We start from the raw sequence: 14,074 nt of genomic DNA on the forward strand, positions 1-14,074 counted from the left end.
GGTGTGTATTCCTGGGTGGACTCCGACTCGGCGGCATCGATCACCCAGGACGCGTCCGGGTCGACCAGCGCGATGTCGGCGTCGAAGCCCGGCGCGATCGTGCCCTTGGAGTGCAGCCCGAAGCGTTGGGCCGGGTTCCACGACGTCAACGCCGCGATGCGTGAGAGGGACAGGCCCCGCTTGCGGCCTTCGCTGACCAGCCCGGGCAGCAGGTATTCGGCACCGCCGAAGCCGGACTTGGCCAGGAACACGTCCTCGCGGGGGGAGCCAAACTTCATCTCGTCGCGGCAGCAGGCGTGGTCGCTGACCACCCAGTCCACCTCGCCGGCGAGTAGGTGCGCCCACAGCGCCTCGACGTCGGCGCGCGGGCGCAGCGGCGGGTTGACCTTGCCGCCGACGCCCTGGGCGGTCTCGACGTCGGCGAGCAGGTGCCCGATGGTGACCTCACGGCGGAAGTTGACGTGGGGGAAGGTCTGTTTCATGAGCATGGCCGCCTTGAGGGCCTTCGCGGAGGTGAGGTGGAGCAGGTTGATGTTCGGCAGCTGGGTCTCATCGGCCAGATAGGACGCGATGGTGATCGCGAGGCCCTCGGAGTGAGGTGGCCGGGACGCGCTGTAGGCGGCGAGACCCGTGAGCTCGCCGGCCTCCTCGACCAGCCTGGTGTAGGCAGTCATGATCTCTGCCGTCTCGCAGTGCAGCGACAGGGAGATCTGGTCGGCGAGCTCCGGCAGCTGCTCACGGGCCTGCTGGATGCCCCGCATCACGAATTCGAAGTGCGCGAGGTCGTAGCGCTCGCCCGGCGGGATCATGAGGAACTCGCTCTGGTCCTGGGACCTGCCGTGCAGGCCGTGGCTACCGTAGAACATGAAGATCTTGAAGGACGGCACGCCGAACTCGGTGATGATGGAAGGGATCTCGTCGATATGCTCACGCATCATCGGCGCCAGGTGGAAGGCATAGTCCACAAAGGACCGGCCCTCCGCGGCTCCCAGCACCTTGGGGAAGAACTCCCGGTAGGGGCCGCCCTGGTTGAGGTAGTACTGACCCGTGCGCATGTAGGTGATCCCGGTCGTGACACCGCCCTGCGCGCTGGCCCGGCTCTCCGTGACCGTGTCCTCCTCCAGCGGGTTGTAGATGCCCCAGTGCTGGTGGGCGTCGACGACCCCGGGGAAGGCGACGAGGCCCCGACCGTCGACGACCTCGGCGGCCTCCTCAGCAGGGATGTCGGCCTCAACCCGGGCGAACTTGCCGTCGGCGATACCGAGGTCCAGTCGCTGCCCTGACTCGCCGGCTCCGTCCTCGGTGGTGACGACGGTGACGTTCTTGATCAGCAGGTCGAGCATGGGTCCTCCTTCAGGACGTGATGGGGGTCGCTGGTCGTTCATGGACGGACGCGACGTGTTCGGCTGCGAGGAAGGCGAGGCCCAGCGCGGGCAGCAGGCCGTTGCCCGCGAGGTATCCCGCTGCTCCGTGTCCGGAGATCCCCTCGGCGGCACCGCCGGAGGCGTAGAGGCCGCGGATCGCGGTGCCCTCGGGGAGCAGGACTTGGGCGTGCTCGTCCACGACGAGGCCGCCTTGCGTGTGGAACAGGGCCGGCACCACCTTCACCGCCGCAAAAGGGGGAACGAGCGCGGCTTCCACGCTCACGCGACCGAACCGGTCGGCGCCCGCCCCTTCGGCGACCTCCGCGAGGCTGGCGGCCTCCTCCGACAAGGCAGCGGCGCTGACGCCGATGGACTGGGCCAGGGCGTCGAGGGAATCACCCCACACGAGCGCCCCGCTCTCCACCGTCTGGCGGAAGTCGGTGAAGGCCAGACACGCGTCGTGGACCCGTTGGTCGAGGATGATCCAGCCCTCGGCACCCTGCTGTGCGGCGAGCTGAGCGGCGTACTCGGAATAGCCGGTCGTCTCGTCGCCGAACCGCCGTCCTTCCGCGTTCACCATGAAGCCGCCGTGCATGATGGTCGCCCAGCCGACCAGGGTTGCGCCACGCTTGGCCAGGGCGGCATGCCCTTGATATGCGTCGAGGAATGCCGTTGCCGCGCCGAGCCGCTCGCCGATCCGCAGGGCATCACCACGGGAGGTCTCGCTGCCGTGGTAGACGGCTCCCGCGATCTCGGGCAGGTACTGCTCGACGAGCTCTCGGTCGCCGCCGTAACCGTTGCTGGCGAGGAGGACAGCGCCGGTCTCCACGCGCAGCTCGGTCCCGTCCGGCTGCTCGATGACCGCGGTGCACCCGTCCTCGCCGAGCACCACATCGACGAGCCGAGCGGGAACGAGCATCGTGATCCGGTCGTCCTCCTTGACCTTCCGGATGAGGTGGTCGAGCAGGATCGAGCCGTGACGCCCCTCGACCGTGAGGCAGCGGTCGACGCTGTGCCCCGGGTAGTGGAAGTCCGTCACGAGCTGCAGCGGGATGCCGAGGTGGTCGGCCAGCCAGTCCGCGAAGCGCGCCGACACCTCGCCCAGCGCGCCGGCCACGCGCTCGTCGCCCTGGCCCTTCGTCTTGGCCCGGACGTCAGCGACGAACTGCTCGGGAGAGTCGTCGATCCCCACTTCCCGCTGCCAGCGGGAACCCGCCGCAGGAATCATGGCCGTCGACATGGACGTGTTGTTGCCGCGCCGGTAGTGCGCGGACGCCTCGACGACCAGAACGTCCAGGCCCAGCTCAGCCGCTCGGAGGGCACCGACGAGACCCCCGCCTGCACCGGCGACGACAAGATCGGGCCGCTCGTCACTCATCGAACGCCACCCGCCGCGAGCAGTCGTAGGGCCAAAGCCGTCGGGTCGACCACGGAGATGCCGCGGTCGTCCTTGACCTCGACGGCGGAACATCCGTTGATCACCGTCGAGACGCCCTCCCCGAACCTGTCCAGAGCCGCCTCGAGGCCGGCGGTCCACTGGTTGTGGTCCGCGATGGCCTCAACACCGAGACCAAGGACCTGCACACCGTCAACGTGATCGCTCCACCCGTAGACAGCCGCGCGGGCCCTCAACTCGTCGGCGATGGCGTCGTTCCGGGCCACGAGACCAACCTTCCGGCCCCGGATGACCTGCCAGCCCAGGCTGAGCTGCAGGATGCCGACGATCGGCAGCTCGCCGGCGAGGTCCGCGACGCCCGGGTCGAGAACGCAGTCGGGCATAAGCACGTCGTAGCCCGCGGGCGCCGCCCGAAACGCGGCCATGACGGCAGCCTCGCTCGCGCGGACGTCGTCGTCAGTGTCGAGGGCCCTGGGCGCTTCGGGCCCGATGTCGACGAGGTCGAGAGTGACCCCCGCGGGGACGAGGGAGCGGTAACGGGCCTGGCGGCGAGCCAGCTCGCCTGGACCGACGTGGATGGGCGTGACGGAGAAGATGCGCATTGGGTTGACCTTCAGGACGAGGATGAGGTGGGCGGCGCGACCGCGTTGAGGTCGGTGTCGAGGGGCGCAGCGAGGACGTCAAGAACAGAGGCGGCCTGCCCGGCGAAGAGCCCATCGACCGCCCGGGCAACCCGGTCCACGGGAGCCGTGCCGCCAAAGAGCTCCGCGAGCATGGCGCGGAGGCCGGGCTCGTCAAACGGGTGGAAGTCACTGTCCCCCACCGGGTTCGGGCGTTCCTCGGTGACGTGCTCCGTCCCCGCGGTGATCGTGACCCGCGCGGGCCGCTCGGCTGGCAGCCTCGCGTCGAGGTCCGGGGCGAGCCGGACGTGGACCCGCTGGGCCAGGGCGCGCACGGTTGGGTCCTGCAGCGCGTCGTCGTCCGAGGCCTCGGGTCCCAGGGTTCCGTGGACGAGTGCCGCAGCGACCACGAAGGGGATGGAGAACATCGCCGAGAGCCGGTTGTCCCACGTCGGGCGATCGAGACCCACGGCCAGGGAGTGGGTGTCCACCGTGATCGCGTCGATCCTCGTCGGCTCCGGGAGACGACCCGACTCCCGCAGTGCCAGCACGGCGTCGGCGGCCGGGTGGGTGAAGGAGCAGGCTGCGTGCCGCTTGAAGTAGCCGTGCTCGATGTCCCAGCGGGTCCCGAGCCCGGACGTCGTCTCCTGCGGATCGAATGCTCCGAGCAGCTCCCCGAGAGTCAGCGCGGCCGTCCCGGTGTTCGAGGCCAGGCCGGCCGCGGCGAGGCGAGCCGCGTTGAGGCCCGAGACGTTGGATGCCCCCATCCACGCGTCGCGCACCCTGTTGCCGTCGAGTGCGCTGGCGAAGTGGCCCGCGATGGGCATCCCAGTCGCGGCGTCGATCGCTCCGGCCGTGGCCTCGCCATCCAACCGGAGGAGACGGGCGCATCCAGCAGCGGCACCGACGACGCCCCAGGAGCCGTGCGGATGCATCCCGCTCCGAAGCCGGGTTGCCCGGCCGTACCGTGCCGCGACCTCGTAGGCGGCCAGTAGGGAGATGAGCAGGTCAGCCGAATCCACCTGCTGGGCGGCGGCCAGCGCCAGGACCGCCGGGAACCCGTGCGCGGCGGGATGCCCCTTGGCGTACTTGTTTCCCTCGTCGAGCTCGAGACGGACGAGCGCGGTTGCGTTGAGCCAGGCGGCAGCCTCAACGTTGGCGTGGGCGCCCGCTCCGAAGACCGGAGATGGTCCGGCGCCAGGCGCCCAGGCAGTGACGAATCGCTGCTGTGCCGAATCCGTCGCGCCCAGGCAGGCCACGGCCAAGACATCGAGCAGCACAAGGCGCAGCCGTTGCTGCACCCGGCCGGGAACCGCCTCCCAGCGCAACCCAGCGACCCAGTCGCCCAAGGTTGCCGTGGCCGAAGCGGTCTCGAGGTCCATGCTTCACATACCCAGGTAGGCCGCGCGGACCCGGTCGTCCTGGGCCAGTTGGGGCCCGGGGCCCTCCAGGACGACGCTGCCGCTCTCGAGGACGTAGGCCCGGTCGGCCATCGCGAGCGCCTGGCTGGCATTCTGCTCGACGAGCAGCACGGCGACGCCCGTGTCGCGAATGCGCTTGATGGCATCGAGCACCGCCCACGTCAGCTTGGGCGAAAGACCCGTGGACGGCTCGTCGAGCATGAGCAACTTCGGCTTGGCCATGAGGGCGCGGCCGATGGCCAGCATCTGCTGCTGGCCGCCACTGAACGTCTCGGCGACCTGTGCGCGCCGTTCGCGAAGAATCGGGAAGAGCTCGAACACGTCGTCCATGGAGCCGGTGAGGTCCGCCCGGTCTCGCGACCAGCCACCCATCTGGAGGTTCTCCTCCACGCTGAGGTTGCCGAAGAGCGCCCGCCCCTCGGGGACCAGGACGAGGCCCTCCTGCACGAGGTCGCTCGGCCGGCGACCACCGGCAGGCTTCCCGGCGAACGTGATCGACCCGGACGTCGGTTTGACCAGACCCGCGATGGTGTTGAGCGTCGTCGTCTTGCCGGCGCCGTTTGCACCGACGATCGAGACGATCTCGCCCTCGTTCACCTCGATCGAGATCTCGTGGAGGATCTGGAGCCGGTGGTACCCAGCGGTGACCTTCTCAAGAGTCAGCACGGGTCGGCTCCTCTCCGAGGTAGGCCTCGATGACACGAGGATCCTTGGTGACCTCCTCGGGTCGGCCGCTGGTCAGCACCTTCCCCAGGTTGAGGACGAGGACCGAGTCCGACAGCCGCATCACTGCCGCCATGATGTGCTCCACGAAGACGAGAGTCACTCCCTCATCGGTTCGCAGGCGTTCGAGCAGGTCGAGCACCGGAGCCCGCTCGGCGGGCACCAGACCGGCCAGCACCTCATCGAGGAGCAGCACCTTCGGGCGCAGGGCGAGCGCCCTGGCCAGCTCGAGCCTCTTGAGTGCGGCGGTGGGAAGGCCCTCGGTGGCCGAGTCGCGCCACGCGCCAAGGCCGACGGTGTCGATGATCGTCGCGGCGTCGTCACGCGCGGTGCGCCGAGTTCCGGAGCCGGCGAGGACCGCGATGGCGACGTTGTCGAGCACGCTCATCGAGTAGAACGGGCGCATGAGCTGGAAGGTGCGGGCCATCCCCGCTCGAGCGATGGCGTGCGGGGGCTTACCGGTGATGTCCGCGCCCTCGAGGTGGGTCCGGCCAGAGTCGGCCGGGATCGCCCCCGCGATGAGGTTGAACACGGTGGTCTTGCCGGCGCCGTTGGGTCCGATGATGCCGAGGATGCTGCCTTCCTCGACCTCGAAGCTGACGCCGTCGACCGCCGTCACGCCCCTGAACCGCTTGGTGAGGCCCTCGACCCGAAGGATGCTCATGACCGGAACCACCTGTCCCGGATGGCGCTGTAGATGCCCTGGGGGAGGACCAGGATGATGACGATGAGGAGCAGTCCGTAGATCATGACGTCCAGTCCCCCACGCCCCGCGAGGAAGGCAAGGAACTCCGGCGGGTTGCGCAGGAGCGTCGCGGTGAAGTCGGACAGCGGCCCGAGGATGACGGCTCCGATGACCGGTCCCCAGATGGTTCCCACTCCCCCGATGACTGCAGGGAGGATCGCCTGGATGGAGACCGCTGATCCGAACGCGAGGTCGGGGTCGATGAACAAGTAGTACTGGACGTAGAAGCCCCCGGCGACGGCCGTGATCGCAGCCGACAGGGCCATCGTCGTGAGCCGGTAGCGGATCACGTGGATGCCGAGCGATGCGGCAGCGTCCTGGTCATCACGCACAGCGAGGGCAAACTGGCCCGTCCTGGAGCGGAGGAACAGGACGCTGATGACGAGCGCCAGGACGAGGAACCCCAGCCCGATCCAGAAGTAGTTCGGTGAGTCCGGAGCGAACTGCATCCACCACCACGACTCGTCCACCCGGAGCGGGACGTGGTACCCCTCGGCGCGGTTGACGAAGTCACTGTTGGTGGCGAGCAGCCGGAACATCTCGGCGAAGGCGAAGGTGGCCAGCGCGAAGTACGCGCCCTTGAGCCGGTAGCGCAGGGCGAGGAACCCGGACACGATTGCGAAGACTGCGGCGATGATCACGCCCACCGCCAACCCGATCCACGGCGAGACCTCCTTCTCGACCAGCAGCCACGCCGTTGCATAGGCGCCGAGCCCGAAGTAGGCGGCGTGGCCGAAGGAGAAGAGCCCCCCGAACCCGCTCATGATGTTCCAGCCCACCGACATCAGGGCGAGGATCAGGACCCTGATGGCAATCGCCTGCTGAGACGGCGGCAGCACCAAGGGCACCGGAATCATGAGGAGGCAGAGGATCGCGATGGCCAGCAGGTGGCGGTTCCACGGCTTGCGCGGGAGCGGCTTCGACTCGACGCGGTCCGTCGTCGCGGTCTGCGTCATGACGACCTCCCGAGAAGTCCCTGCGGCCGGAGGAACAGCACGAGGACGAAGACGATGAAGACCGACAGGAGCGGACTCTGACCGGGGAGGAAGATGGTGCCGAGCTGCTCGGTGAGCCCGATGATGAGTCCTCCGATCAGCGCCCCCACGACGTTGCCCATGCCGCCGATCACGACGACGACGAACGCGATGATGTTGAACAGGGATCCGGTGCTCGGCTCGATCGTGACGAGCGGGGCCACGAGCGTCCCGGCAGCGCCTGCGCAGGCGGTGCCGATGGCGAAGGTCAGGGCATGGATGCCTCGCGTGTCGATGCCGACGAGCTGAGCGCCCTTGGCGTTGGCGGCCACTGCTCGGATCGCCGTGCCGAGCCTGGTGCGCTGCAGGACCAGGAACAGCAGTCCCGCCAGCAGGAGAGCGCCGGCGAAGGCGATGATCCTCGAGAGATCGGCCACGGCGCCGAAGATCCCGATCGCGCGATCCCCCGGCAGCGAAACGGACTTGGGGTTGGCGCCGAAGATGAGCAGCAGGGCGTTCTCCAGCACGAGGGCGATCCCCAAGGTGATGAGCAGCTGGTTCTCCAGGGGTTTGCCCATCGCGCCGGAGAGGATGCCTCGCTGGACGGCGTACCCGAGGGCGAACATCACCGGTGCGGTGACGACCATCGTGACGTAGGGGTGCAGGCCGGAGTTGCTGACGAGCCACCAGGTCACGAAGAGTGCGACGGCAAGGAAGGCGCCGTGGGCGAAGTTGACGATGTCGAGGACACCGAAGATGAGAGTGAGCCCCATCGCTACCAAGCCGTACACGCCACCGATGAGCACGCCGGTCACGATCGCCTGCGTGGCAATGACCGGGCTGTCCGCTCGGACATAGGCGAGCACGACGGCTGCCGCGATGACGACCGCGAGGATGACCCTGCTGCGCGTGAACGCGTTCGTAGGCCGCCACACGTGGCCGCCACTCGCGGTCGACGCGAGGGAGGTGTCCTCCTCAAGACCCGTTCTTGAGGAGGACGCCTCGGACTGGTGCTCCGACATGGAGTCGTTCAGCTGCCCGTGGCCGGGTACTTCGGCTCGGCCTGGGCGAGCTCCTTGGGCCAGACCTGGTTGACCACGCCGTCCTGGACCTGCATGAGGATCGGGATGGCGCCCTTGTTCTCGCCCTTCTCGTCGAACGCGATCGGGCCGCTCTGAGCCATGAGGGACTCCAGGCTCGTCTGCGCAACCGCGTCACGGATCTTGGCGGGCTCGGTGCTCTTGGCCCGCTCGATGGCGTCCGCCAGCACTCGGACGGAGTCGTACGACAGGACGGCGCCGGTGCGGACGTCGTCGTTGTACCGCTTCTTGTAGAGCTCCGCGAAGGCCTTTGTCGTGTCCTTCGTGAAGTCCGGGTGGTAGTTCGCGTCGAAGTAGCCCTCAGCCGCAGCGCCCGCATCCTTGGGGAACTGCGGAAGGTCGAAGGCGCCGTTCGCGACGCCGTAGACGGCGTTGATCGGAGGCTTGACCGCGTCCACCGCCTTGGCGACGAGCACGCCGTCCCGGTAGTAGCCGGCAACCGCGAGAACGTCCGCGCCCGATGCCTTGACCTGCGTCACGGCCGTGGTGAGGTCGGCGACACTCGCCGCGTCGTAGCTGATCGCAGGGCTGACCTCGAAGCCGAGCTCCTTCGCGCGCTTGGTGAACGCGTCTCGCACACCGGAACCGAACGGACCCTGCTCATGGAGGAAGGCGGCCTTCTTGACGGGCTTTCCTGCTGCCGTCGACATGTCGAAGAGGTACTGCGCCCCCTCCTCGCCGATCACGGTCGCGCTCGGCTGCACCCGGAAGGTGTACTTGAAACCCTGGTTGAGGATCGAGTCGGCCACGGAGATGTCGATGATGAAGGGCACCTTGTTCCGCTCCGCCACCGTGGCTACGTTGGCGCTGACCGCGCTCTGGTAGGTGCCGACGATGCCGACCGCTCCGTCCTGGATCAGCCGCTGCGCCTCGCTCTGGCCCACCTCGGGCTTGCCCTGCGAGTCCGCTGAGACCAGCTCGAGCTTCGCACCGCCCAGCGACTTGATACCGCCGGCGGAATTGATCGCCTCGACGGCGAGCTTCGCCCCATTGTCCATCTGCTGCCCGTCGGCAGCGGACGCGCCACTGAGGGGGTGCAGGGACGCGATCTTGATGGTTTCTCCCCCACCGCCCCCTGTCGCGCCCGAGTCCCCGCTCGTGCCCGAGCCGCCGCACGCACTGAGCGCGAGCGGTATCACCATCGACACCCCGATGAACCAGGCCTTCTTCATGGGTCACTCCTGAGTCCCAGGACGTTCCGTTAGTCGGAACAGTCGCCTTGTGCGGCACAGACTGACAGCCCGCCAAAGGCACGGTCAAGTGTTTGTTAAACATTCGCGATACCCAAAAATGCACGGCTCATTCATCACCAGGCCCGCGGTTGCACGCCCCAGAACCGCGTTGCATACTCTGTTCCACTGACAGGAACGAGATCGGCTGCGAGCCCTGAACTGACCGGATGGTCCGCCGGCGGCACCGTGTCCGATGGAGGAGCCACCGTGGCGACGGAGCGCAAGGGAACCGAGACGGCGACGCGGGTCGCGGACGTCCTCATGCTCTTCACAGATGGCCCGGACTCCCTTGGCGTCACGGCGATTGCGCGTGCCCTGGGCCTGTCCAAGACGGTCGTCCACCGGACCCTGTCCAGCTTGGTGGAGCGCGGGTTCCTGGTGAGTGAGCCTCGCACGAGGGAGTACGCACTCGGCCCATCCCTCGCCTCGCTGGGTGCCCGGGCCCTGCGTGAGTCGAGTCTTCGGTCAGCCGCCCTGCCGATCATGCGAAGCCTCCAGGCGGCCACCGGGGAGACCGTGACGATCTCCGCGCGGGTGCCCGGTGGGCGCGTCTATCTCGACCAGATCGAGAGCACGCGCGAGATCAAGATGACTGTCGAGCTCGGCCGGCGCTTCCCGCTCCACGCCGGCTCCTCGAGCCGGTCCATCCTCGCCTTCCTTCCGGCCACCGAACGCCACGACTTCCTCGCCCAACACGACCTGGAGGCCCTCACCCCGAAGACCATCACCGATCGGAGTGACCTCGCGGCCCGGCTCGAGGACGTCCGCGCCACCGGGGCTGCGCAGTCGGACGGAGAGCGTCAGCACGGTGCGGGCAGCGTCGCGTCGCCGATCTTCGGGTTCGACGGTCAGGTCGTCGGCGCACTGTCGGTGTGCGGACCCGCCTACCGGATGTCCGCGGACGTCCGGACCTCCACCGTGCCCCTGGTGCGGGACGCCGCCGACCGGATCTCGCGTGCCCTCGGGTGGCGGGGCGGGCTCCCGCTCGACGAGACGCGGGACGCGTCGTGACCGCGCTCGTTCGGACGTGGCTCTACGTCCCGGCCCACCACCCGGAGCGGGCACTCAAGGCGCTCGTCTCCGGAGCGGATGCAGTGGTCCTCGACCTCGAGGACTCGGTCCCGGCCGGACGCAAGGAGGAGGCACGCGATGCGGCGCTCAGCCTCCTGAGCGACCTGTCCGTCGAGCGAGCACGAGAGCGGTCACCAGAGCGTTCACCAGAGCGACCACGAGAGCGACCATGGGTGTGGGTGCGCATGAACCCGCTGGGATCACCGTGGGGCGCTGCAGACCTGGCAGCGCTCGCAGCAGCTGAGGTCGACGGGGTGAGACTGCCGCGTAGCGAAGACCCGGATGAGGTCAGGCGGGTGGCCCACACCATCGACTGCCCGCTGCAGCTCCTCCTCGAGACCGCGCGGGGCCTTATGGCTGCGCAGCAGCTCGCGACTGTCCACCCCTCGGTGGCCGGTATCTCGCTCGGCGAGGCGGACCTCGCGGCCGACCTCAGGGTCGCACCCACCGGGCTTGACTGGGCGCGCGGATGGGTGGTCGCCGTCGCACGAGCGGCTGAGCTTCCGTCGCCCGTGCAGAGCGTCTACACGGATGTCGCCGACCTCGAGGGCCTCCGGTCCAGCACTGCCAGCGGTCGGGACCAAGGGTTCTTCGGCCGGTCCGTCGTCCACCCCAAGCAGATCCAGCCAGTTCACGACGTCTACCAGCCGACCAACGAAGAACTCAGCCGCGCCCAAGACGTCGTCAACGCGCACGACAGGGCCCGGGAGCGCGGCGAGGTCGCAGCCCTCACCCCCGACGGCCGCTTCGTCGACCCCGCGGTAGTGGCGGGTGCCCAGCTCACCCTCCGGCTCGCTGCCCTCGCCCAACCCGACGGGCGCACCGAACGCAGCAGCACCGCGAGCACCACCAGCAGCGAGGAGAACCGATGACCACCGAGGCGTCCACCCCACGGGCCACGACCCAAGCGCTGATCGACGCCGTGCGTGGCACCCGCACGGTCGAGCTCGGTCATCCGCACTTCACGGGCATGCCATGCTCCCCCAACCATCCGGGCTTCCGGATGACTCTCATCCGCCGGCACGGCGACATGGTCCGCCCCGACGGTGGCTCCGCCTCGAACGAGATCATCGTCACCGGTGGGCACGTGGGCACGCACGTCGATGCCCTCTCGCACGTCAGCCATGACGGCCTGCTCCATGGCGGGGTCGATGCCGACGAGGCCCAGCGAGGAGGGAGCTTCTCGACGTTGGGTGCCGAGCACACCCCGTTCCTGATCACGCGAGGACTCCTTCTCGACGTGGCCGCCACCAAGGATGTGGACACCCTTTCCCCCGGTTACGGCGTGACGGCGGCCGACCTCGAGGCGAGCGCAGAGCGAGCGGACGTCCAGGTCCAGCCAGGCGACGTCGTGCTCATCCGGACCGGCTGGGCCCGGCACTTCGACAACCCCGCCACCTACCTTGGCCAGGCTGACGGCGTCCCCGGCCCCACGGTGGAGGCCGCGGAGTGGCTGGCAGCGCAAGGGATCCGGACCACGGGAGCCGACACAACGGCATACGAACAGATTCGTCCTGGGAAGGGGCACTCCATCCTGCCGGTGCACCGCGTCCTCCTCGTCGACGCGGGCATCCACATCATCGAGCACCTGAACCTCGAGGAGGCGTCTCGGCAGGGCCTGACCGAGTTCGTCTTCGTCATGGCGCCCCTGCGCATCGCAGGCGGGACCGGCTCGCCCATCCGTCCAGTTGCGGTCGTGGCAGCGTGACCCAGCAGAGCGCCGCCCACCAGACCACGACCCAGCAGACCGTGGCCCAGCGCCTCGGATCACTCGCAGCCCAGGTGCGGCACGACGGCCTGTCGAACGAGCTCCGCGCGGACGTCTCGAGACGCGTTCTGGATGTCCTCGGCAACTCCCTTGCCGCCGCCGACCAGCCGGCCGCGAGGGCGGTCACCACGGTCGCCACGGCCTGGGGCGGCACCGATCAGGCGACCGCCATCGGATCCGCCACGCGCCTGCCCGCACCCGCTGCCGCCCTCGTCAACGGCACCCTCGCGCACTCCCTGGACTTCGACGACACCCATCTGCCATCGGTGCTGCACCCCTCCTCGTCCGTCGTCCCGGCGGCGCTCGCGGTCGCCGAGGCGACGGGTGCGACCGGTCCGCAGCTCCTCGACGCCGCAGGAGTCGGCATCGAGGTGGCGGTGCGCCTCGGCATGGGTGGCTACGACCGGGAGCTCGGCAACTCCGTATTCTTCGACCGCGGCCAGCACGCCACGTCCATCTGCGGCGCGATCGGCGCGGCGGTCAGCGCTGCCATGCTCCTGGGCCTTGAGCAGAAGGGCATCACCGACGCCATCGGCATCGCCGCCAGCATGGGCGCCGGACTGCTCGAGGCGAACCGAACCGGTGGCACGGTCAAGCGGATGCACTGCGGCTGGGCTGCCCACTCCGGCGTGGTCGCAGCGGACCTGGCCAAGCACGGGCTCACCGGACCGCCGACCGTCATCGAGGGCCGGTTCGGCTTCCTCCACGCCTTCTGCGGCGATCGAGCCGACGTCGATGCCGTCGTCGACCGGCTGGGTGAGCACTGGGAGCTCCCGGGCATCTTCTTCAAGCCCTACCCGTGCAACCACTTCACCCACGCCGGCATCGACGCCGCCCTGCAGCTGCGCGGCGACGGCGTCAAGCCGGAGGACGTCGTCGACATCGAGCTCGGCGCGCCGACAGCCGTGCTGCGCACCATCGCCGAGCCACCCGAGGCCAAGGCGCGACCCGAGTCGGGCTACCACGCGGCCTTCAGCGGTCCCTACACGGTGGCTGCCGCGCTCATCGGCGGTGGGGGCCTCGGCGTCGGGCACGACGACTTCACCGACGAGGCCGCTCGCGACGAGAGCCGGCTCGCCCTGGCCGCCAAGGTCCGGTGCGTGCCGGACGCCCGCTGTGACGAGATCTTCCCCAACCAGTTCCCGGCGGTCGTCCGGGTGACGCTGCGGGACGGCACCAAGCGCGAGGTCCGGGTCGACGTCAACCGTGGCGGCCCTGGCAACCCGCTGTCCGCCGACGAGCTCGCGCTGAAGTTCCGGATCAACGCCAGCCACCGCCTCACCGAGGACGCCGCGACGAGATTCGCCGAGGCGACCTTCGACCTTCTCCACGCGGCATCGACAACCAAGCTGATGAGTCTGGTCACGTGATCCCGGACGCCGACCTCGAAGAACGGACACGCGTGGCCCAGAACCGTCTCGACAGGCTGGCGGCCGCTGCGGCCACCATGTCGTATGCCGCTGTGCCGGCACTCGTGCGTGAACGCGTGCGTGACCTCGTCGTCGACACGTTCGCCGTCACGGCGTGGGGAAGTCGCCGGGACGAGCTCGTCTCGCTGCGGCGGGTGTGCACGCACGAGCCCCCAGGCCACTCGACGATTCTCGGCACGCCGGATGCCGCGCCGGCATCGCTCGCCAGTTCCCTCAACGGCGCGGCAGCC

14 protein-coding genes are annotated in these 14,074 nt (G+C 69.1%); 5 read left to right on the top strand and 9 right to left on the bottom strand.

Going from position 1 to position 14,074, the window contains the following annotated elements; translation table 11 throughout:
- From VIR15_RS18895 to VIR15_RS18935, 9 genes are all read right to left on the bottom strand, one after another.
- Nucleotides 1-1,343: dihydroorotase (locus tag VIR15_RS18895; protein WP_331930599.1), on the bottom strand; the 1,343-nt coding region annotated here is incomplete at its 3' end.
- 10 nt (nucleotides 1,344-1,353) lie between these two features.
- Nucleotides 1,354-2,742, bottom strand: a complete 1,389-nt coding sequence (locus VIR15_RS18900; protein WP_331930601.1) for an FAD-dependent oxidoreductase — start codon at nucleotides 2,740-2,742, stop codon at nucleotides 1,354-1,356.
- Entirely contained in the window at nucleotides 2,739-3,362 is a 624-nt protein-coding gene (locus tag VIR15_RS18905; RefSeq protein WP_331930603.1) for an aspartate/glutamate racemase family protein, read from the bottom strand. The genes VIR15_RS18900 and VIR15_RS18905 overlap by 4 nt, the downstream gene beginning before the upstream one ends.
- Before the next feature lie 11 nt (nucleotides 3,363-3,373).
- Nucleotides 3,374-4,762 carry an MmgE/PrpD family protein gene (locus tag VIR15_RS18910; RefSeq protein WP_331930605.1) on the bottom strand — a complete coding sequence of 463 codons (1,389 nt, stop codon included), beginning with the start codon at nucleotides 4,760-4,762 and terminating at the stop codon, nucleotides 3,374-3,376.
- 3 nt (nucleotides 4,763-4,765) lie between these two features.
- Complete coding sequence (locus VIR15_RS18915) at nucleotides 4,766-5,467, bottom strand: ABC transporter ATP-binding protein (protein ID WP_331930607.1); 702 nt, start codon at nucleotides 5,465-5,467, stop codon at nucleotides 4,766-4,768.
- Nucleotides 5,454-6,188 (bottom strand): ABC transporter ATP-binding protein, encoded by a 735-nt coding sequence (locus VIR15_RS18920; RefSeq protein WP_331930609.1) that lies wholly within the window; start codon nucleotides 6,186-6,188, stop codon nucleotides 5,454-5,456. The genes VIR15_RS18915 and VIR15_RS18920 overlap by 14 nt, the downstream gene beginning before the upstream one ends.
- The gene (locus VIR15_RS18925) at nucleotides 6,185-7,225 is read right to left on the bottom strand and encodes a branched-chain amino acid ABC transporter permease (RefSeq protein WP_331930611.1); all 1,041 of its coding nucleotides are present in this window, start codon (nucleotides 7,223-7,225) and stop codon (nucleotides 6,185-6,187) included. Before VIR15_RS18925 ends, VIR15_RS18920 begins: the two co-directional genes overlap by 4 nt.
- Nucleotides 7,222-8,265: a branched-chain amino acid ABC transporter permease gene (locus VIR15_RS18930; RefSeq protein ID WP_331930613.1), complete on the bottom strand. Its 1,044-nt coding sequence runs from the start codon at nucleotides 8,263-8,265 to the stop codon at nucleotides 7,222-7,224. The genes VIR15_RS18925 and VIR15_RS18930 overlap by 4 nt, the downstream gene beginning before the upstream one ends.
- Before the next feature lie 8 nt (nucleotides 8,266-8,273).
- Complete coding sequence (locus VIR15_RS18935; RefSeq protein WP_331930615.1) at nucleotides 8,274-9,515, bottom strand: ABC transporter substrate-binding protein; 1,242 nt, start codon at nucleotides 9,513-9,515, stop codon at nucleotides 8,274-8,276.
- Between the two features lie 267 nt (nucleotides 9,516-9,782).
- Here VIR15_RS18935 and VIR15_RS18940 point away from each other — a divergent pair, with 267 nt between their 5' ends.
- The 5 genes from VIR15_RS18940 to VIR15_RS18960 form a co-directional block, all read left to right on the top strand.
- Nucleotides 9,783-10,586 (top strand): IclR family transcriptional regulator, encoded by an 804-nt coding sequence (locus VIR15_RS18940; RefSeq protein ID WP_331930617.1) that lies wholly within the window; start codon nucleotides 9,783-9,785, stop codon nucleotides 10,584-10,586.
- Entirely contained in the window at nucleotides 10,583-11,518 is a 936-nt protein-coding gene (locus VIR15_RS18945) for an HpcH/HpaI aldolase/citrate lyase family protein (RefSeq protein WP_331930619.1), read from the top strand. The genes VIR15_RS18940 and VIR15_RS18945 overlap by 4 nt, the downstream gene beginning before the upstream one ends.
- On the top strand, nucleotides 11,515-12,354 hold the full coding sequence (locus tag VIR15_RS18950) for a cyclase family protein (protein WP_331930621.1): 840 nt from the start codon (nucleotides 11,515-11,517) through the stop codon (nucleotides 12,352-12,354). Before VIR15_RS18945 ends, VIR15_RS18950 begins: the two co-directional genes overlap by 4 nt.
- Nucleotides 12,351-13,784 (top strand): MmgE/PrpD family protein, encoded by a 1,434-nt coding sequence (locus tag VIR15_RS18955; RefSeq protein WP_331930623.1) that lies wholly within the window; start codon nucleotides 12,351-12,353, stop codon nucleotides 13,782-13,784. Before VIR15_RS18950 ends, VIR15_RS18955 begins: the two co-directional genes overlap by 4 nt.
- Nucleotides 13,781-14,074: MmgE/PrpD family protein (locus tag VIR15_RS18960; protein ID WP_331930625.1), on the top strand; the 294-nt coding region annotated here is incomplete at its 3' end. The genes VIR15_RS18955 and VIR15_RS18960, both read left to right, overlap by 4 nt.

This window comes from Intrasporangium sp., from assembly GCF_036566125.1.
Taxonomy (GTDB): domain Bacteria; phylum Actinomycetota; class Actinomycetes; order Actinomycetales; family Dermatophilaceae; genus Intrasporangium.